This window comes from Candidatus Tisiphia endosymbiont of Mystacides longicornis, from assembly GCF_964031095.1.
Classification (GTDB): domain Bacteria; phylum Pseudomonadota; class Alphaproteobacteria; order Rickettsiales; family Rickettsiaceae; genus Tisiphia.
Genome location: NZ_OZ035004.1, coordinates 1,470,772 through 1,491,547, shown reverse-complemented (window position 1 = coordinate 1,491,547; position 20,776 = coordinate 1,470,772). Strand labels below are relative to the sequence as shown.

Below are 20,776 nucleotides of genomic sequence, written 5' to 3'. Positions count from 1 at the left end.
AGATATTACTTAGCTCTTTCAACAAAGCTAACATCTTCAATTTTTACCACTATTTTCTCACCTACCACTAAATAAGGTGGTACCATTACCTTTACTCCATTAGTTAAAATTGCTGGTTTGTAAGAAGATGTGACCATAGCCCCTTTAATTACGGGATCAGTTTGCATAATTTCAGCAATAACGGTTTGTGGTAATTCAACACTTAAAGCTTTTTCCTCATAAAACTGTACCTTTAATACCATATTATCTTCAAGGAATGGCAAACTTTCACCAAGAATTGACTTATTAATTAAAATTTGCTCAAAGGTCTCATTATCCATTAACACTAGATTATCTTCCTCAAAATAGAGGAATTGTAAATCTTTGGTATCAAGTTGTGCTTTTTCAACATAATCAGATGAATTAAACCGCTCGTTAAGCTTTGTACCAGTTTTAAAATTTTTCATCTCTACTTGTACATAAGCCCCACCTTTACCGGGTTTAGTATGTTCAGGCGTTTTATGCACAACCCATAGCTCATTATTATACACTATAATGTTGCCAGCTCTAATAGCATTTGCTGAAATTTTCATATTATTATTACTTTATTATTATACTTATCTAAAATCTAGTCCCAAATTAACTATTAAGAACATGAATTTATTAGGAAGAATATACAATAACTGCTATAAAAACAAGTATATTTAAGTAATATAATTTCAGAGTAGTTTAGAAATCGTAGGAAAAAACAAACGATGTCATTGCGACGAAGCAATCCATTTTTGTGTCACCCCTGCTTTGGGGCGGGGTCTAGATTCCCGCCTACGCGGGAATGACAGGGTAAAAACGTCATTGCTAGGAGGCGTAAACCGATGAAGCAATCCAATAATGTGTGGATTGCCGCGACCACTATGTGGTCTCGCAATGACGTATACTTCTATAACTCGTCATTGCGAGGAGGCGTAAGCCAACGAAGCAATCCATTTTTGGTTACTTCTTATGGATTACTTCAATGCTACTTAAGCTCCTTGCAATGACGTCTTGTACTTTCCTGCAAATTTTAAATTATCCTGATAATAATTTAGTAAAATTACTTAGTGCTATAAAAAATTATGATACAATCACAATAGACCTATTGCATAACCTAATCTAATTGGTAATTTTGTTGTCAAAACTCGTCTCCGTTCCTCACGTACATCTTAGTACGCTGCGGTACTCGACTTCGTTTTTCCTAAAAATTCCTCAATTATCTTTAGGTTATGCAAGAGGTCTAATATTATAAAAAACATAAAGAGAATATATTTATTTTATGACTGCCAATGTACTAGTAGTTGATGATATAGAAGCAAATATTAAATTACTGGAAGCTAAACTTTTAGGGGAATATTACACTGTCTTTACTGCCAATAACGCCAAAGACGCTCTAAATGTTCTTGCCATTAATAGAATTGATATTGTATTGCTTGATGCCATGATGCCTGATATGGACGGATTTGAAACCTGTAGAAGAATTAAGTCTAATATTTCTACCATGCATATACCAGTTATTATGGTTACAGCCCTTTCTGATACTGAAGATCGCATCAAAGGTCTGGAAGCTGGAGCTGATGAGTTCTTAACAAAACCTATTGATGATACTGCTCTTTTTGCCAGGGTACGATCTCTTGCTAGAATGAAGGCGGTTATTGATGAACTCAAACTAAGAAATACTACTAATGCTGAATTAGGTGGCTCTGTCATAGAAATACAAGATAATTTTTCAGATAGTAAAATACTGTTAATTAACGATGATATAGTACAGGCAAGAAATATCAATAAAATGCTTCTAACTCTTACCCCCAATATCAAAATAATATCTGATATCAATGAATTGGAGAAAGATAGTGAAGATACTCTAGATTTAGTAATTATTAGCTGTCAATTAGAACAAGGAGACCCTTTGAGAATAAGCGTGATGTTACGCTCTAATACTAAATTTCATGATATAGTGCTGATATTACAAGCTGAAGAAGAAAATAGAGCAACAGTTATCAAAGGTTTAGAACTGGGTATTAATGATTATTTTATGTATCCAGTAGATAAGAATGAGCTGTTAGCTAGAATTAGAACTCAACTGAGAAGAAAACACTATCAAGATAAATTACGCAATGATTTAGAATTAAGCGTAAACTTATCTATTAAAGATGGTTTGACTGGTATATTTAACCGTCATTATTTTGATACGCATATAAAGCAAATGGTAAAAAAAGCTGATGATAGCAAAAGACCTTTATGCTTACTAATGTGTGATATTGATTATTTTAAACAAGTTAATGATAATTATGGTCATCAAGCGGGAGACGTAGTGCTAAAAACCGTTGCTAATGTTCTGAAGAATATTTTTAGGGTTACAGACTTAATTGCTAGATATGGAGGTGAGGAATTTGCTGTCCTGTTAAACGATATAACAATTGACGAGGCTATGTATGTAGCGGAGCGGGTAAGAACAAGAGTGGAATCTATTGAGTTTAAAGTTAAAACTCAAGAAAATCCTATTAAAAAAACTATCTCAATAGGAGTAACTGAATATAAAACTGGAGAAACTATTAGTGATTTTATAGAGCGTGCCGACAAAGCTCTTTATCAAGGAAAGGAACAAGGGAGAAATAGAGTGATTAAAATAACTTAAGATTAATAATTTAGGTACACAAATGAAGAGCAATCAGGTATAATAGGTTGAGAGATGGGCATTTTGCAAATCTGCCTTTCATACAAAACTTAAGAATATGAAAAATAAAACTCTTCGTAAATGTTACCATGAATTACCATACAGACCAAGTGTAGGTATGATGATAATTGATGGTACTAATAGAGTGTTTGTTGGTAAAAGAATCGACACTAAAATATCGGCTTGGCAAATGCCCCAAGGCGGTATAGATTTGGGAGAAACACCCAGTGTTGCAGCTCTTAGGGAAATGCTAGAAGAAATAGGTTGTAATAAAGGTGATATTCTTGCAGAAAGCAAATATTGGTATAGTTATGACGTACCTAAAATTTTAATACCTAAATTATGGAATGGTAATTTCCGAGGGCAAAAACAAAAGTGGTTTTTAATTAGGTTTAAAGGCACTAATGAAGACATTAATATTAACACTAGTAACCCAGAATTTGAGGAATGGCGTTGGGTTAAATTTGACGAATTATTGTCAATTATAATTCCCTTTAAACGAAAACTTTATAAAGCTGTAGTTAAAGAATTTTCTCCGATCATTAATGATACACTATGTTCTGTAAAGTAAGAAATTAGAAATTAAATTTGGTATTATGACTAATAAAAAACAGTTGGCTTTTGGTGTAGATTCTCGTAGATGCGAGAAATATAGTTTGCGTCAAAGTAGATATTACGTTATTTCAAAAGATGTTAGTCGTATTGTAAGTGAAATTAAATCTAAAAACCAAAGAGTAAAGTTATTAGATATTGGTGTTGCTTCTGGTGTGTCTCGGCGTTATATCGAAAATCAACCAAATAATGAAGTAATAGATTATTATGGAGCAGATATTGAAATAAGAGATGATATATATAAGAAGGAATCTTATAGTTGTTTATACCAAGCTGATTTAATGCAAGGAATGTTAAATGTTCCGAGCAACAGTTTTGACATTGTAATTTGTGAACAAGTTTTAGAGCATTTAGATGAATTAGAACTTGCTTTTAAATCGATAGAAAGAGTATTAAAGCCTGGCGGGACGTTATTTCTGGGGGTTCCAATTTTCCCTCATGGAATACATTTAGTACGTCGATATTTAGTGCCTTTAATTGATAAAATATGTCGAGTAAAAAAAATTAGAGGTCATGTTCAAGCATTTTCATTAATTACATTTACAAAATTACTTCATAAATATACTGAATTGGAAATTTTAGAGCATAGAGGATTTCGAGTTATTTCAGGAGGTATTCTTCGACCACTTGAAAATCATAAATGGTGGTTAGATTTTAACCATAAATTAGGTAAACTAATTCCTAGCCTATGCATCGAAATTCAGATTGTTGCTAAGAAGAACGAACAGCACGATAGATAGTTACAATGAGTGCATAGCTATATTTACCATATAAATATAAAAAACTTCTTAATAAAAATCTGTATAAAATAAAATAATATGATGCAACATGAACATATAATTAGACTAAGCATCATGGAATTGGGCAATTTATTTTCTGAAATTTTCATATCATCCCTACATAGGTGGGGTTCTAGATTACCGTTTTCGCGGGAATGACAATTTACAGGCTTATAAATAAATATCACAAGCTTTGCTAAATAAAGTGCAGAGAATAAAGTACTTAAAGCTAGCACTCCCATAACTAATATTTGATTTTGCTCAGCAGCGGCAAGCATAATATAAAATTTACTAATAAAACCACCAAAGGGGGGAATGCCGATTAACGATAAACTGGCAATACATACCATAAAGCTAGTTTTTGGCATTTCTTTACCAGCATTGATTAGGTCAGATATCTGGTTAGTCTTCTTTAAGCTATAAATACTTCCCATTCCATAAAATAAACAGATTTTAGTAAATGAATGTGAAGATAAATGTAGGATAGCTGCTCCTATAGATTTTGAGGTAAACATCAAGCTACTAAGTAAAGCTATCCCTAATTGGTTAATCGTAGAGTAGGCTAGAATCTTCTTAATATTATCACTAGTTAATGCCTTAAAGGAACTATAAAATATGGTGATAATAGGTAAGAAAATGATCCAATTAAATTCGGCAAAAATAGAGTGTAAATATTTAAGACCAAAAATATATATCAGAATTTTATAAATACAAAAAAGTCCAGTTTTAACAACTACCACTGCATGTAGCAAAGCACTTACAGGGTAATGTGCTACCATTGCCGCTGGTAACCATTGATGCAAAGGATATAAGGCTGCCTTTGATGTGCCAAAAATAAACATTAATAACAAAATTATGGTTTGATTCTTGGAAAAATAATGCTCGATAAAACCTTGGGAGGTAAAGTTACCATGCCCTGCTTTAGCATAAATAATTATTATAGCTGGCAAGAATAGTAATATCCCTGAGATCATCAATATTTTTAAATATTTATAGACTCCTGCCATAACTTTATCTCCACCACTATGACCAATTAATGGAGCAGTTGATAATGTTAATATTTCATAAAAAATAAACATCGTAAAGAGATTTGAAGATAATGCTACCATCCCCCCAGATAATACGCTTAGATTAATGAAGAATAGAAAACGACTAGAATTATCAATATTATTAATTGCCAAATATTTAGTGGTGTAAATTAATGCACAAATCCATAAGAAGCTCAGTAAGGTTAAGAAAATGAGACTGAGAGCTTCTAAATGCAGTCCAATAGCAAAATTACTAAAGATGGTTATTGATAGATTGGCTCTTACGCCCTTCAGAAATAACCAATCAATAATTAAAATATTGACAAAAAAGAAGCTACTAATGGTAATTAATAAAGAGTTACGTGTATTATTATCACTATTACTGATAAAAGGTGTAACTAAATTTAACATAGCTAAAAGTAAAGTTGATATAATCAAAAAACTAGGGGTAACAGAAGGGTACATTAACGCCCTCCTAATAGTTGTAATTGGTTTAAGAATATTGGTAGGAGAAGTTGTATTACACTAACAAAAATTAGCCCATAATATTTATACTTAGTGCTAGACTGTAATAGTGTATAATTAGAGTGATTAGCATTTAACCATAGTAAACTGGCGTCATTGCGAGAAGGCGTAAGCCGACGAAGCAATCCAAATTTATTGTTTTCTTGGATTGCTTCGTCGCTACTATAAGTAGCTCCTCGCAATGACAACTGGGAATTTGGCGTGATATTAGTCGGGTTAGCTGTATAATTAGAGTGATGCCAACATAGTTTTTTGGCAATCTTATAATGATAAAGTAATGACATAGCAGAACTGATAACAACAATCACCAACTCGAGCCACAGATTTTCAACAATCAACAACTCAAAAATAGAAAGCTTAATGAAAAACATACTACTTATTGGCAAACCACAGCTACAAATTAGACTAAATACTACCAAGACACGCCATAACATACTGGTACTGGGTATGCTATGAGTATCAAAATAAGCAATGATTAGAAATAGAGCAATCTTATTAAGGCTATCAGCTAACAAAAATGGAGTTAGGATTAATTCACCTCTAGGAACGACTAATAACAAAAATATATAACCAATTTGTACTGCCGAAGAATATATCACAATATTTCTGACTTTTTCTTTGCTTCGGCAAGCAAAATATGTACATAAAATAATAGTTACCAAAGCGATCGGTTTGATAAAAATTGCTAAATCATTAATGATTATACTGTAATCAATGGTAAAATGAATGAACCTCAATATTATATAAAGACCCATTATACTAGAGATACTGGCAAGATACGTCAAAATGACCGGAGCAACCGAAGAATAGCTTCGAATCATCCAAAAATGCATCGGGAAAAAAGCCGTTTTTAATATAGCTCCAATTAGAAAAAAACTAATAGCTAGCTTGACTATTTTACAGTCATAATTTGTTTGAAGTAACATTGAAACATCTGACATATTGAGACTACCAGTACTACTCAATAAAAATCCAATGGCTATTAATATCAAAGTTGCCCCGACTGTACCGAGCATAAGATAATCGAAAGCACCGATAACAGCCTTGGGGTTATTACCCTGTGCTATTAGGGCATAAGCACTTAATGAAGATATTTCAATAAATACATAAAGGTTAAAAAGGTCATTAGTACTCAATATACCGAGATATCCGCTATGGGCAAATAATAAAAGTGCGTAAAATAACGATTGCCTTTTTTGATCAATAAATTTAAGTACGGTAGTTGCCAGCAATTTGTTACAGAAAATTAGAAAAAATAATAATACGCCATTAATGTAGGTAATTATAGGTTGATTCAGGTAGTCTAGTCTATATTCAATACCTATGGGGGCATGCCAATTACCAAAATCATATGATATGGTACCTTTATTAATTACCGATAATCCATAAATACTTAAAAATAAACTTAGTGCAATCGAAATAACTGCTATAATTCGAGTGACACGCACATAACGAAAAGTTAGTATTGAAAATAATGCCCCAAAAAATGGCAACAATACTTGTAAAGCTGGAAAATGTTTAATTAATATCATTTATTTCAATCATTCGGAGTCGCTTCGCTAAAATTAATTTCATGCTCCGATATAGTATTAAATTGCTTAGAAATACGATAAATCAAGCTAAGCCCTAATGACAATGTAGCAAAACCAACAACAATAGCCGTGAGCATTAGCACCTGAGGTAATGGGCTTACATAAAGCTGAGAATTCTGCAGTAAACTACGCTCAATTGGCACAATACCCCCATTTACCTTACCAAGCATCAGGTAAAAAATTAGCACAGAGCTTTGCATAACACTAAGCCCTATGATTTTACGAACATAATTATCACTGATTAACATTATAAACAAACCACTAGTTAATACGAGCAGTGTTAAAAAATATAAAATTTTTGAGATATATATAGCTTCTAAAAACATTGTTCCTTAATTAATACACCCAATATCATTGCAATGACGTCAGGTTGTTTTTTCTATTACTTTTATGCCATGCGTATAGTCAATTCAAGAGAATTTGGGGCTAGGAACGATGGAGCGACGCCTAAAGTAATAGGAGAACGGCAAGCGATGACGTTCCTTCTCATCAATTGACTATATATTAATCACCGCGTTGCAACCAATGCCCTTCAGCCGGCGATAGGTCACTTGCCACAGCTCTCCTATCATCAAATACAAAACATTCTCCTTGCCATAAATTGCTATGATTATGGGTATCTTCTAAATATTGTAAGATACCACCTTTAAGATGGTAAACATCATTAAAACCAAGTTTCTTTAGATAGGCTGTTGATTTTTCACATCTAATTCCACCAGTACAATACATCGCTATTTTCTTGCCAACAAGTAGGTCTTTATTTTGTTCTACCCATTTTGGAAATTGCTTAAATGTCTCTGTTTTTGGGTCTATAGCACCTTTAAAAGTACCGATACACACTTCATAGTCATTCCTAGTATCTATTACTACCACATTATTTTGGCTAATGAACTTGTCCCAATCTTTTGCTTCAATATACTCTCCCTTAAGATTGGCAATATCAATATCGCCAACTGCCATAGCAATAATTTCTTTTTTAAGCTTTATTCTCAATTTTTGAAAAGGATGAATATCACAGTAATTTATTTTAATATTTACATCTTCCGCTAACGTAAGGCTAATAATTTCATCTAATAAAAAATTTACCTGTTCTTTTGCTCCAGAAATTGAACCATTAAACCCTTCAGGAGCTAAAAGAATAGTCCCCCTAACCCCTCTTTTCTTGCCAAGATATAAAATCTTTGGCAGCAAAACTTCAAGATTTTCTAGTTTAGTAAAACTATAAAAACTTAATACTGATATTTTAACATTATTATCCATAGTAAACATTATATTTTTTAAATTTAAAAAGCATATTTATTTCCAACAGTCTCCCACAACTATTGTAATTCCAAGTTAAATTGTCATTCCTGCTTCGGTGCGGAATCTAAGACCCCGCACCGAAGCAGGGGTGACACTAAGTCAAGCAGAGGTGACATCTTTTTATAAAAATACCAAATCTAATTTGTTACCGGCAAAGCTATAAACATAGAAACACCCCTCCTCTGTACCAATAAGATTATATTTTGTTTCTTCATAGCTCTGGCATTTTCATACAACAAATTTAACTGCTCTACTGAAATTATTGGTTGTTGATTACATGCTATTACTAAATCACCAACTTTAAATTTATAATTTTTTCCATCCTTAGCAAGATCAGTTACAATAATACCATTAGCTTTATTGCCAATGGCGAATTTTTGTTTAAAATTATCGGTTAAATTACTAAAAGTAATATTATTTTTTACAATAGAGGTTTTATCACTCACCTTATCGCTTGCTATTCTAGCCTCTGGTTCCTCTTCTTGACTAATCTTACCACTTAGCTCGTGATTCTTACCATCACGTACGACTACAATTTTTACCTCTTGATCAACGGTAGCTTCAGCAACCATTACCTGTAACCTTCTTGAACTTTTTACTGGTTGTCCAGCAAACTCTATTATTACATCTCCAGGCTTTATACCAAATTTCTCACCTGCACCATCTTTTTGCACTTCCACTACTAATGCTCCATAGGCTTCTTTTAACCCAAATCCTTCAGCTATTTCATTAGTTACTTCTTGAATTATTATCCCAAGACCACCACGATTAATTTTTCCATTTTGCCTTAGTTGGTTGATAATTGATTTGGTGGTATTAGATGGAATGGCAAATCCAATACCAATATTAGTCCCAGAAGGTGAGAACATTACGGTATTGACTCCTATAACTTCACCATCAATATTAAACATTGGTCCACCGGAATTACCATTATTGATAGCCGCATCAGTTTGTATAAAATCATCTACTATACCACTATCAATATCACGCCCTTTTGAAGATATGATACCAGCAGTGACAGTTCCTCCAAGTCTACCAAAAGGATTACCGATAGCAATAACCCAATCCCCTACCCTAGCTTTACCAGAATCCCCAAATTTTACAAAAGGCAAAGGATTTTCTGCCTCAATTTTTAAAAGAGCAAGATCGGTTTTTTGATCACTACCTACTAATTTAGCTAACATTTCTCTATTATCAGTTAATTTTACGTGAATCTCATCCGCATTAGCAACTACATGATGGTTAGTAACAATAAAACCAGCCGCATCTATAATAAAACCAGAACCAAGCGGAACAGATTTAGGATTTGAATACATTTCATCAAAATTAAAAGGTAAATTAAAACGCTCCAAAAGTTCATTTAAATAATCAAACGGAAAATATTCAAAAGATTTTTTATGAAAATCTTCTGACTTTTGACTATATTGTACGGTATAAACATTTACCACAGCTGGAATAAGTGGCTCAACAATATCGGCAAAACTATAGCGAGGAGATTCAGAGGCTTTTATTGATGGTACACTAGATTCCTCAGTAGCAGCATCCTTAGTTAACGAAATTTGATTTAATGGAATATTTTCAGCAAAAACAGATGATGCCAACCATAGGCTCATCAGAAAAGCTATAAATAAATATTTTAGTAAATTATTATACTTAATAATATTTTGAACCATATCATCTATTTAATTAACTGTAAAACGTCATTACGAAAAACTGAAAATAACTAACCGTCATTGCGAGGAGACCGCAAGGTCGACGAAGCAATCCAGGAAAGTGATTAAAATAGATTGCCACGACCACTATGTGGTCTCGCAATGACATATATGTAAACCAAACGTCATCAATTAACTATTATTTCCCCAAATTTAAATATTTAAATAACTCGGCTTCTGGAGACAACACAAAAGAAGTATCCTCTTTCTTTAAAGTATTTTTATATACTTCCAACGATCTATAGAATTTATAAAATTCTGGATCAACAGAATAAGCAAGGTTATATATCTTGGCTGACTCCCTATCTCCTTCTCCTTTAATAATTTGAGATTGCATATAAGCTTCAGCAAGCAATATTTTACTTTCTTTATCAGCTCTTGATCTTATTCGAGATCCTTCTTCTTGCCCTTCAGCTCTTATTTGAGTTGCCTCTTTTTCACGAGCAGTTTGCATACGACGATAAATTGCCGCACTATTTTCTTTCGGTAAATCAGCTCTTAGAATTCTAACATCAATTACATCAAGTCCAAAATTTCTTGCCTCTTGATTAACTTGATTTAGGATATTTGACATTATCTCAGATCTCTCATTGGTAAGAAGGCTAGTTAAAGGTAATCTACCTATAACTTTTCTCATTGAAGATTCTAGGTTTTTATTAAGCCTAATTTTAACGCCCTGGTAGTTATGAACAGTTTTATAAAACATCACAGGATCAGTAATACGAAATTTGGCAAAAGCATCAACGATTACCCTTTTTCCATCAGAAGCAGTTAGCTCCTTTGCCTCTGCCTCTACGTTTAAGATACGTTTATCAAAAAACTCAACATTTTGAATAAATGGAATTTTGATATTTAATCCAGGTTTTTCAATTGTCCTTACTGCTTCACCGAATTGAAATACCACAGCAGAATAACGTTGATCAACAGTAAACAAAGCACTAATAACTGCTAAGAATAATCCAAGAGCTACAAAACTTATATAATAAATTGTCTTCATCCAGTACTACTCCTTAATTTTATTTTGCTGAATTGCCATATGCGGCAAAACGCCATTAGTACCCATAATAACCTTACTGGTATCCGTTAGAATTTTTTCTATAGCTTCTAAGTAAAGACGATCCTTAGTTATCGATTTATTAGCAACATATTGTGTATAGACAGCAGCAAATCTCTTACTATCCCCTTCAGCCTTTGAGATAACTTCTTGCCTGTAACCTTCCGCTTCTTGCAATATTCTAGCAGCTTCACCCCTTGCTTTAGGCAAAATATCATTATTATAGGATAGCGCCTGATTTATTTCCCGTTCTTTATCAGCTTTAGAAGTTTGTACATCCCTATAAGCATCGATTACTTCAACTGGTGGCTCAGCTTTTAGTAGTTGTACTTTTTCAATTTCAACACCAGCATTATAATGAACAAGGATTTCCCTGGTTAAAGCCTCAATTTTATTAGTAATTTCTTGTTTTTGGTCTGATAATATTGAAGAGATAGGGGTATTGCCGATCACTTCTCTTATCGCACTTTCAGCAACTATTTTTACCGACTCTTCTGGATTGACAATATTAAAAATATATTTTTCCAAATCGCTAATATGCCACATTACGTCACAATTTAGTGCAACAATATTCTCATCACCTGTAAGCATAGTGCTTTCAGCCATTATAGCTTTTGTATTATCCGTATTAGATCTAAGGTTATTTGCCGATCTATAACCAATCTCAATTCTCCGAGATTGGTTTACCTTCTCAACTACTACCTGTTCAAATGGCAGAGGAAGGTGATAATTCAAACCAGGAGACCCTTTGCGAACAAATTGACCAAACCTCATTACGGCTGCCTCTTCGCCCTCCTTAACTTCATAAACTCCGGAAGCAAACCAAATGGCAACTAATGATAAACACACTAATATCATTATGTTGTTGTTGAAACCAAAATTATTAAAAAATTCCTGGAAATTAAACTTATTTTTTTTCCTTGGTCTAGTAAATATATTATATTCACCTTTTTCATCCTCTTCAGAATCTCCCCAAGGGGATTTTTTTAAAATTTGATTAAACATTTTATGCTATTGCTATTTTGTTAATTTGTATATTATATCACTAAATATAGTTAGCACTAATACCTTATAAAATAAATTAGGAGGCGGTCTGCGATAACTAATTAATTATATCTTGTATCTCTAACTGCGTCAAGTTCGTTACCAAAAAAAAACAGCAATTATAAATTCAAAAGTAAAGAATGGATCATAATATATTTGAAATTAAATCTTGACTTCTATATAAAAAAGCTATTTTATCAATTTTAATAGTTTATGTTAACTTTTTTGTTAAATTAAACATTAATTAATATTTACAAATAGGACGCGATTTTTATGAAATATTTTTCCCTTAGTTATCTTATCACCTTCTGTGCTGTTGCAAATGCTGCTGCCGGAAGGTTTTTTAAGAACTCTAGCAATTTCACCAATAATACAACCCTAGACAATTATAGCCTTAATGCTATAGCCAAAAATAACCCTCACTTGCTAATTACGCATGAAACATTAGATAATGATTGGCTATTTCATCAATCCGGAGATCATGCTATAATTATTAGAGAGAATGGATTTAATATAGAGATTTTTACAAAGGAAGTAAAAAATAACACTTTTAATAAGTTGGTTTTATTGGAGAATCTAGGATACCAAGAAATAAAACAGATTATACAAGCGTGTGAAAATACTACAATTAGTGAGCTAACTGTGTCTATTCCCAACATAGACACAGAACTGGTAGTACAATTTCTACAAGAATTGCAAAAGACTAATATTACTAACTTGGTTTTTAAACCAAATAGTCTAAATACTCATGATTTGTATAAAATTGCTGAAGAAATAGCAAAAACCAACATTGCTACATTAGAGATATCAGACTCCCATGTAAGAGCTCAAGAACTAACAAATCTTATATTAGGGCTTAAAGGCAGTAAAATTAAGGAATTGAAGGTATCAAAAAACAATATAAATCCACTCGATCTAGAAAATTCAGGAGAATTTCTATCAGCCGTTGAAAAGACTGATATTATCTCTCTTAATATCAAAGGTATAACTGATAAAAATTTGCCTATATACAAAGCGATTCAACAAATACTACAATCGCATCAACAAACAAATTCTTTAGAAAGTTCTACCACTCAGCAAGAATCTGCTGCAGATACTACAGAGCCTAATAAAGAACTTGAGGAATTTCTTGATTTTACAGCAACCCCATCCAAGCAAAATACTACAAATTCATTTTCACTTCCCCTTACATTAACATTTCTGGGAGTGGGGGCAGCATTGCTGGGTAGTATTGCTGCTTGCTGCTATAAACATTTCAAATCAGGCAATGGTGATAATTATAATGATTCTACTGTTGATTTAGTTGGTGATGACGGGGTAACAAATGTTTAGTACTAATATTTTTTTAATCGTGTGCATTTAAATCATTAGCTACTCAGTAATTATTGACGAATATGTCTTAAATTGCTAATTTTTGTAACATCTAGATTGCTACTAGACCTTATAGGGTTAATATCTATGCCTCCACGTCTTGTATATCTGGCATAAACAGTTAATTCATCGGGTGTACAAAACTTACTAATATCACAAAAAATACGCTCAACACATTGTTCATGAAACTCATTATGATTACGAAATGACACCAAATATTTTAATAAAGAACTATGGTTAATTTTTTTGCCTCGATAGCTAATTTGTACTGATGCCCAATCTGGTTGATTAGTCACTAAACAATTTGATTTGAGCAAATTAGAATATAGTACCTCATCGACGATCTTCGTATTATCTTCCAATAATTTTGGCAAATTTTGACTAATTTCAAAACTAGTAATTGTCACATCTAATTTATCGAGATTTATACCTGAAAAAGACTGCAGCCTAGTGCCATCATATGACTCTAAATCTTTTAAAAACACTATTACATCTGACCCAAATATTAGACCTAAATCCCTGGTAATTAACTCTATTACTTGCTCTGAACTGTTAAGCTTAGTATTACTAAAAGAATTTAAGTAAAGTTTTAGTGACTTTGATTCTATAATATTAGGTGAATCGCTACTCACCATAAATTCCAATATCCGTATCTCAGGTTTACCAGTTTGGTTTAGCCAAGAGACCTCATAACAATTCCAAATATCAAAGCCATAAAAAGGTAAATCACCTATTATCTGTAATTGCTCTCTAGCAAATTTACGACTAATTGGCTGTAATAAACTATTATCGTACACATCTATATACGCAGTTTGCTTGCCGAGTATAGTTTCAAAATCCATTTTATTTTATCCAGTAAGTCATGTAATTCGGATGTTCTACACCATTTAATAAATATTTGAAACCCATAGCAATCCTTAATATAAACCACACCAACAAACATATATACAATACAGGTCCAATTAGTATTATAGTGGTTATTATAGATATCATCATACCAACGAATCCTATCCAAAAAGTCCGCCATATAAAAATATAATGGCTAGATAAATATTTATTTTTAATATCCTTATTAATATAGGAAAAAACTGCACCAATAATAGGTAATAACGGAGCAACTATTCCACACAAAAATAATATATAAATTACCACTAGATTAGTTCTTCCGGCTGCTATATATTTTCTAACTTCCTTATCCATTTTCATCTCTTTAAAATTAGTATATCTACCGTTATTGCAAGAAAGAGCGTAGGTTGACAAAGCAATTGTAAGTTGTCATTCTTAACAATGGCAGGAATCCCTGCAGGTATGAGACAAAACAACATTGTTTCATCACCCCCTCGCTAATAGCAGAGTAATGCTAATAGGGTTGCCTATAATTATACAACTAGTATATAATCATATGAATTTCAAGCCATTATTTTAAATTTTTATAATGGCTTGATGATTGTTCTAACTAAAATATAAGCAGCTTCATTACCCTGAGATGCTTATACCAACTGATAATTAACTAAAAGACGAGGCTCTAGTCGTAATTATACCTGAATTATAACATATTTATTATAATATTTGATAGATAATAAATCTACCTATAATTTTGTTTTAAATAATGATTTTTTACTATTTACTGATTTTTGTTGCGATTGCTTTCTAAAGTTAGATTTGCTCTTATGTAGCTCTATAATTTCCTTGGTTACCTTTACTACAAAAGCTGGTTCAATCTCACCTTCCATACAAGTTGTCTTAAAAGATTCGCTACCACCAAAAATCCATGATTTTGCTTCTAGTTCAAGCTTTTTTGCAACACGTAATTCTGATATATTGGTTGCATCAATAATTGCTTGGGTAATAATAGCTTTACGTAAGATGACATCAGGTGAACTAGTGTATGATTTAAGGCGTTCAAATGGGGAAGGGAATTTAATAACATTAGATATATTTATTTTGTTTACCATAAATTTATTACCATATATTGATTTCAATTAGGTTCTGCATGCAGAACCTAAGAAGTATAATGATTTTTATGGTTGTACTAATAGTTTCGAGATAAAAATTTGTAAATATTTTAAATTATCTTAATATTTATAGATATTATGTGGTATAACTCACCTTATACTCGATAATCAAGTTTTTTTGCAGATTTGAATAAAATATAGGATAATGGTTGTCACCCCTGCTTTACTATACCGTCACCCCTGCGTAAGCAGGGATCTTAGATTGCCACATACTCACATAAGCGTCAATTTAAGAAAACAAGAATTGAAAAACCGTCATTGCGAGGAGACCGTAAGGTCAACGAAGCAATCCAGAAAAGTGATTAGAAATAGATTGCCACGCCACCTACGGTGGCTCGCAATGACGACTTATTTTCTTAAGCTGACGCCTATGTGCCTACGCGGGAATGACAATTTATAACTTAGTGTCACCCCTGCGTAAGCAGGGGTCTAGATTCCCGCCTATGCGGGAATGACAATGGGAAGAAGCGGGAATGACAAGTTTAAATATAGTCAACTTATCATCAATTGACTATATCAAAAACCCTAAATATAAATATTATCTCATCGGCTGCTTCTTTTAGATAATCGAAACGACCAGAAGAGCCTTTATGCCCTGAATCCATATTAGTTTTTAGCAATAATATGTTATTATCTGTTTTTGTTGCTCGAATCTTTGCTGCCCATTTAGCTGCTTCCCAATACCCAACTCTAGGGTCAGAAATTCCAGCCGTGATAAATAGACTCGGGTAGTTTTGAGCTTTTATATTATCATACGGAGAATAAGACTTAATATAGTTAAAATAATCTAGCTCTTTAGGATTGCCCCACTCCTTAAATTCACTAGGGGTTAATGGCAGTTCTTCATCGAGCATAGTATTTAATACGTCAACAAAAGGCACATGGGCAAGGGCTGCTTTAAATAATTCTGGTTGTTCATTAATGACCGCTCCAATTAACATCCCCCCTGCACTTCCCCCACAAATTACTATATTACCCTGGCTAGTATATTTTTCTTTAATTAACTGTTTAGCAGAAACAATAAAGTCATCAAAAGTTCTTTTTTTATTGAGGAATTTAGCAGCTTGATACCAATCATGCCCAAGATCGTCTCCACCTCTAATATGAGCAAGAGCATAAACAAACCCACGATCTACAAGAGAAATAGCGGTATTCCTAAAGGATACTGGTATGCTGATACCATATGAACCATAACCATATAAATATAAAGGATTCTTCCCATCCTTGTTAAATAATGATTTTTTATATAATAAGGTAATTGGTACTTTAACCCCATCATTATCAGCAAATATTCTTTCCACCATATATTCTTCAGGATTAAAGCCACTTGGTATTTCCTGTACTTTCAATATTGATAGTTGCTCACTGTTAAAATCATAACTATAAGTGGTGTTCGGTCTAGCAAGCGAAGAATAATTTACTCGAATATCATCTTCATCAAAATTAGTAGAGAAGGCTGAAGCAGTAAAAGCAGCATCCGGGAAATGAATAATTTTTTCATTCTGCTCTTTAAGATGCTTTATTTTAATAACTGGTAATCCTTGATCACGATAATTAACTATTAAATAATTGTTAGTAATATTAAAACTAGCTAAATATTTAGTTGGGTCTTCTGGTATATAATTATTTTCCCATAAATCATTTTGAAAATTACGCACATTTACTAACACTATGCGAAAGTTTTTTGCCCCTTCATTGGTATTAATATAAAAATTATCACCATTATGCTCAACATCATAAAAAACTCCTCCCTTTAGAGGTCTAAGAAGCTTAGGCTCAAAGCTATGATCCCACATTGCTAGAACATATGTTTCATTTGCATCATGACCAGATACATCAACGAAAATATATTGTCGACTGGATGACTTACTAACGTTCAACTGATATAATGGATCTGTTATATGATGTACTAACTTATCATCGGAAATTGCATGATCTATGAAGTGAATCATTAATTTATCATGACGAAAATTCTCATTAATCGGCATATAAAAGAACCCTTTCAGATATTCATGCCAAATTATAGTGCGACTCACATTATGTATTTCATCTGGTAAATATTCTTTGGTCTTTAAATTATAGACTTTAATTGTATATTTTTCATCCCCGGTAAAATCAACACTATAAGCTAGTAGCATATGATCGGGAGAGATTGATACTAGACCTAGATCAGTAAATTTATTATCTTTAGCAATAACATTGATATCTAATATAATTTCTTCCAGAGCATCTATTGACCCAATTTTTCGGCAATATATAGGATATTCAGCATTTTCTTCAGTTCTGGTATAATAATAGTAATTATCTTTTTTTACGTAAGTTGACTGATCAGCAAGTTTAATTCTGCCCTTTAACTCCTCAAATATTTTATCTTTTTCTTTTTGTAATGGCTCAAAAAATTGCTCGGAATATTTATTTTCTGCCTGTAAATATTCTATGATTTTTTTATCGCTAACATTAGGCCATTCGATATCTCTAAGCCAGTTATATTGATCTGTAAATTTTTTACCGTGCAATGTAAAACTGTAATCGATCTTATCGGCTATAGGTGGCTGCATTTTGCCCTCATTTAGTGCTTATTATTATAAAAGTAATTAACGATATAATTACGACTAATAGACTTGTTGATTGATTATGCAAAGATTTTATCTTACGTAAAGCATTTTTTTCTACTCTTTTCAAAACAGGGTATTCCGCCCCTAGTCTATCATTAAAATCGTGTCCCACTAAGTGATATTTGTAATAAATACGACGAAAATTATTTTCAACAAACTGAAATAAATCTAAATTTATGTTAGCAGTTGAACGTCTAGAAATCTTTTTACTAAAAACCACACTAAGCAATATACCTATTATTATTATTACTATTTGCTTTACTATATCCAACCAATTTATATCAAGTGTTTCAACAGGATAAGATGACCATACTAATTTTAAGCCTTGCTCTAAAAAGAAATTAGTTGCCAATACAAATGATAGCATGACCAATAAGCTGACTTTGCTCAAAATATTCACTATAGGGTAAAAGTCCTTAGTCAGAGATTTGTATTTAACCGTAGAAAATAAAGCCGCACATGTTATAATTTTTAATAGGAAAATAGCATAATAATTAATATCCTGATTCAAAACATTGGTCACAATAATTTTGCTAACAAAACTAGCAAGAGGAGGTAAGGCTATAATGAATAATACACTAACTATTGAACTACCAAGCAATAAAGGGCTTCTCCATGAGTAAAGCCCTTTTATCTCAGAGCAATTTTCTACATTACCTTTATCTATTAATATAGCAACATATAGACCAAATAAAGCTTTATACAATATATGGACAAAAAGAAAAACTATGATTCCTAAATTTGCTTGTTGAGATTTTGTGCCAATGGCAATCACCATGAATCCAAGCTGAGAAACAGTAAGATAACAGACTAATCTCTTGATGTTATCTTCTATACAAGCATAAACCCCACCATATATAATCATTAATAATCCAAAGAATTTAAGTATTTCTAAACCACTAAATAATTTAAGAAGTATAATGATCGATATTTTACTAGTAAAGCTGGTTAAATATATCATCCCTGAAGTTGAGGCAAATGGATAACAATTAACAATCCATCCGGAAAAAGGTATGCTCGCTACATTAATTAAGCAACCACTAAGTATTAGAACATAAAAGATAAAAGAAGCATCTCTGTTCTCTATCAATTGGCTAAGAGAAATAATTTGTATGTTAGAACTATTGGTGATTATATAACTAATCCCTATTAAGATAAGACTACCACTTATAAGATGCGTAAGGAAATACTGTCTTGCCGCCCTAATACTATTTTTACAATTACCGTAAAAAATTAACAAAGTGGCACATATCATCATCATTTCTAGAGCAACAAACATCGAGATAAAATCCCCAGCAAATAAACAGATCAAGGAAGAGGCTGAGTATAAACTACCTATCAATACCTCAAATTTTCTGTTTTGGCTAATGGCATATAGGTTAGTCCCCAACGTTATCACCATAAAAGCAAGTGCTATTAATTTATTTTCATTACTAAAATTAATAATAAAACTATTATTATATAGATTAATTACCGCCTCATTTTGGTTGTTAATTAATAATATACCAGCAATTATTGGATAGATTATTGAGGTAATATAAAATGTCTTTCTAAATTTAAAATAGAGAAACAGGATAAACAAAAGAATAAGTAAGGTAGGGTAAATCATCATTAACTAGATTATGGTTTTATATAGCTGATCAGTTAAGGTTTTGATAATTCCTCCTAGTAGCAACGAATCAAAGCTGCTTCTCGCAATGACGTTTAGGGGGGCTTAGAGTAGTATCAAAAACTTATTCTGGTTAGCTAATCAGATACTAATAATCATATAGTATATTGATCGTATAATATAGTAAATTCATATTAACGTATAATTGCTATGTCAACTCCCCTTATTGACATTCTGTATCAGATGTGATGCTATTGAATAATAAATACAATTGGAGCGATCTTATGGCAGCTAAACGATTATTAGTGTCTTTAGACGAGAAAATATTTAATGAAATTGTTGATATTGCTAAAATCAACAATGAATCCCTATCTAAAATAGCAAAGGATCTTATTATAACTAGTTTAGAACTTCAAGAGGACAAAATATTAGCTAAATTAGCAGATGAACGAATAGATAATACTAAGGAATGGATTAGTCATATGGACAGTTGGAAATAATGTATAATCTTCTTTATTCAGATCAAGTTATACACAAAGATATCTCTAAGCTTCCTACACTAGTAAAATCTTTAATAAAAATAACCATTGAAAAAAAGCTATTATCTGATCCAATAAAATTTGGCAAACCTTTAAAACATAGCCTCAAAGGTTGTCGCTCCCTCAGGATTGGTGATTATAGAGTGATTTATCAAATAATAGATACGACAATTAAGATATTAATAATTCAACACCGCAAAGATTGCTATAATCATTAGCCTCCCACCTTTCATCAATTGGGTTAAGTATATCACCTTTAATTTCAGCCTTTCCCTTTATAGTCAATTGATGAG

Annotated in this window: 18 protein-coding genes and 1 pseudogene; 6 read left to right on the top strand and 13 right to left on the bottom strand. The window is 32.2% G+C overall.

All coding sequences use genetic code 11. From position 1 onward, the window contains the following. Nucleotides 1–5: 5 nt before the first annotated feature. Nucleotides 6–572 (bottom strand): elongation factor P, encoded by a 567-nt coding sequence (efp, locus tag ACQH6S_RS07550; protein ID WP_425360294.1) that lies wholly within the window; start codon nt 570–572, stop codon nt 6–8. A 716-nt stretch (nt 573–1,288) separates the two neighbouring features. Between efp and ACQH6S_RS07545 the strand changes: the two genes are divergently transcribed. From ACQH6S_RS07545 to ACQH6S_RS07535, 3 genes are all read left to right on the top strand, one after another. Continuing rightward, on the top strand, nt 1,289–2,647 hold the full coding sequence (locus tag ACQH6S_RS07545) for a PleD family two-component system response regulator (RefSeq protein ID WP_094649165.1): 1,359 nt from the start codon (nt 1,289–1,291) through the stop codon (nt 2,645–2,647). Nucleotides 2,648–2,744: 97 nt separating this feature from the next. Next, nucleotides 2,745–3,257 (top strand): RNA pyrophosphohydrolase, encoded by a 513-nt coding sequence (locus ACQH6S_RS07540; protein ID WP_094649164.1) that lies wholly within the window; start codon nt 2,745–2,747, stop codon nt 3,255–3,257. A gap of 25 nt (nt 3,258–3,282) precedes the next feature. Beyond that, nucleotides 3,283–4,038 (top strand): class I SAM-dependent methyltransferase, encoded by a 756-nt coding sequence (locus tag ACQH6S_RS07535; protein ID WP_425360295.1) that lies wholly within the window; start codon nt 3,283–3,285, stop codon nt 4,036–4,038. 23 nt (nt 4,039–4,061) lie between these two features. Here ACQH6S_RS07535 and ACQH6S_RS07530 read toward each other — a convergent pair whose 3' ends face one another. The 7 genes and pseudogenes from ACQH6S_RS07530 to hflK all read right to left on the bottom strand — a co-directional run bounded on the left by ACQH6S_RS07530 (nt 4,062) and on the right by hflK (nt 12,295). Further along, on the bottom strand, nt 4,062–5,570 hold the full coding sequence (locus ACQH6S_RS07530) for a proton-conducting transporter membrane subunit (RefSeq protein WP_341748952.1): 1,509 nt from the start codon (nt 5,568–5,570) through the stop codon (nt 4,062–4,064). A gap of 317 nt (nt 5,571–5,887) precedes the next feature. After that, nucleotides 5,888–7,162 (bottom strand): annotated as a pseudogene (locus tag ACQH6S_RS07525) (proton-conducting transporter membrane subunit); the annotation flags it as partial. Nucleotides 7,163–7,167: 5 nt separating this feature from the next. Next, nucleotides 7,168–7,527 carry a Na+/H+ antiporter subunit C gene (locus ACQH6S_RS07520; RefSeq protein ID WP_094649174.1) on the bottom strand — a complete coding sequence of 120 codons (360 nt, stop codon included), beginning with the start codon at nt 7,525–7,527 and terminating at the stop codon, nt 7,168–7,170. A gap of 199 nt (nt 7,528–7,726) precedes the next feature. Continuing rightward, nucleotides 7,727–8,482 (bottom strand): rhodanese-like domain-containing protein, encoded by a 756-nt coding sequence (locus ACQH6S_RS07515; protein WP_425360298.1) that lies wholly within the window; start codon nt 8,480–8,482, stop codon nt 7,727–7,729. Nucleotides 8,483–8,661: 179 nt separating this feature from the next. Beyond that, complete coding sequence (locus ACQH6S_RS07510) at nt 8,662–10,197, bottom strand: Do family serine endopeptidase (RefSeq protein WP_425360299.1); 1,536 nt, start codon at nt 10,195–10,197, stop codon at nt 8,662–8,664. Between the two features lie 178 nt (nt 10,198–10,375). Continuing rightward, the gene (gene hflC, locus ACQH6S_RS07505; protein ID WP_094649661.1) at nt 10,376–11,233 is read right to left on the bottom strand and encodes a protease modulator HflC; all 858 of its coding nucleotides are present in this window, start codon (nt 11,231–11,233) and stop codon (nt 10,376–10,378) included. A gap of 6 nt (nt 11,234–11,239) precedes the next feature. Then, entirely contained in the window at nt 11,240–12,295 is a 1,056-nt protein-coding gene (hflK, locus tag ACQH6S_RS07500) for an FtsH protease activity modulator HflK (protein ID WP_425360300.1), read from the bottom strand. Nucleotides 12,296–12,607: 312 nt separating this feature from the next. Here hflK and ACQH6S_RS07495 point away from each other — a divergent pair, with 312 nt between their 5' ends. Then, the gene (locus ACQH6S_RS07495; protein WP_425360301.1) at nt 12,608–13,666 is read left to right on the top strand and encodes a hypothetical protein; all 1,059 of its coding nucleotides are present in this window, start codon (nt 12,608–12,610) and stop codon (nt 13,664–13,666) included. Nucleotides 13,667–13,716: 50 nt separating this feature from the next. Here ACQH6S_RS07495 and queF read toward each other — a convergent pair whose 3' ends face one another. From queF to ACQH6S_RS07470, 5 genes are all read right to left on the bottom strand, one after another. After that, on the bottom strand, nt 13,717–14,547 hold the full coding sequence (gene queF / locus ACQH6S_RS07490) for an NADPH-dependent 7-cyano-7-deazaguanine reductase QueF (protein ID WP_425360302.1): 831 nt from the start codon (nt 14,545–14,547) through the stop codon (nt 13,717–13,719). Nucleotide 14,548: 1 nt separating this feature from the next. Beyond that, nucleotides 14,549–14,905: a DUF4870 family protein gene (locus ACQH6S_RS07485; protein WP_425360303.1), complete on the bottom strand. Its 357-nt coding sequence runs from the start codon at nt 14,903–14,905 to the stop codon at nt 14,549–14,551. Nucleotides 14,906–15,294: 389 nt separating this feature from the next. Beyond that, the gene (locus ACQH6S_RS07480; protein WP_341748958.1) at nt 15,295–15,660 is read right to left on the bottom strand and encodes a hypothetical protein; all 366 of its coding nucleotides are present in this window, start codon (nt 15,658–15,660) and stop codon (nt 15,295–15,297) included. Between the two features lie 563 nt (nt 15,661–16,223). Beyond that, nucleotides 16,224–18,278 carry a S9 family peptidase gene (locus ACQH6S_RS07475; protein WP_425364476.1) on the bottom strand — a complete coding sequence of 685 codons (2,055 nt, stop codon included), beginning with the start codon at nt 18,276–18,278 and terminating at the stop codon, nt 16,224–16,226. A gap of 7 nt (nt 18,279–18,285) precedes the next feature. Then, nucleotides 18,286–19,944, bottom strand: coding sequence for a proton-conducting transporter membrane subunit (locus ACQH6S_RS07470; RefSeq protein ID WP_425364475.1), 1,659 nt, complete (start codon nt 19,942–19,944; stop codon nt 18,286–18,288). Between the two features lie 254 nt (nt 19,945–20,198). On the opposite strand from ACQH6S_RS07470, the gene ACQH6S_RS07465 reads away from it, so the two are divergent. Both ACQH6S_RS07465 and ACQH6S_RS07460 read left to right on the top strand, forming a co-directional pair. Next, the gene (locus ACQH6S_RS07465) at nt 20,199–20,444 is read left to right on the top strand and encodes a hypothetical protein (protein WP_133062958.1); all 246 of its coding nucleotides are present in this window, start codon (nt 20,199–20,201) and stop codon (nt 20,442–20,444) included. Continuing rightward, nucleotides 20,444–20,701: a type II toxin-antitoxin system RelE family toxin gene (locus ACQH6S_RS07460; RefSeq protein WP_094649631.1), complete on the top strand. Its 258-nt coding sequence runs from the start codon at nt 20,444–20,446 to the stop codon at nt 20,699–20,701. The genes ACQH6S_RS07465 and ACQH6S_RS07460 overlap by 1 nt, the downstream gene beginning before the upstream one ends. Nucleotides 20,702–20,776 lie beyond the last annotated feature (75 nt).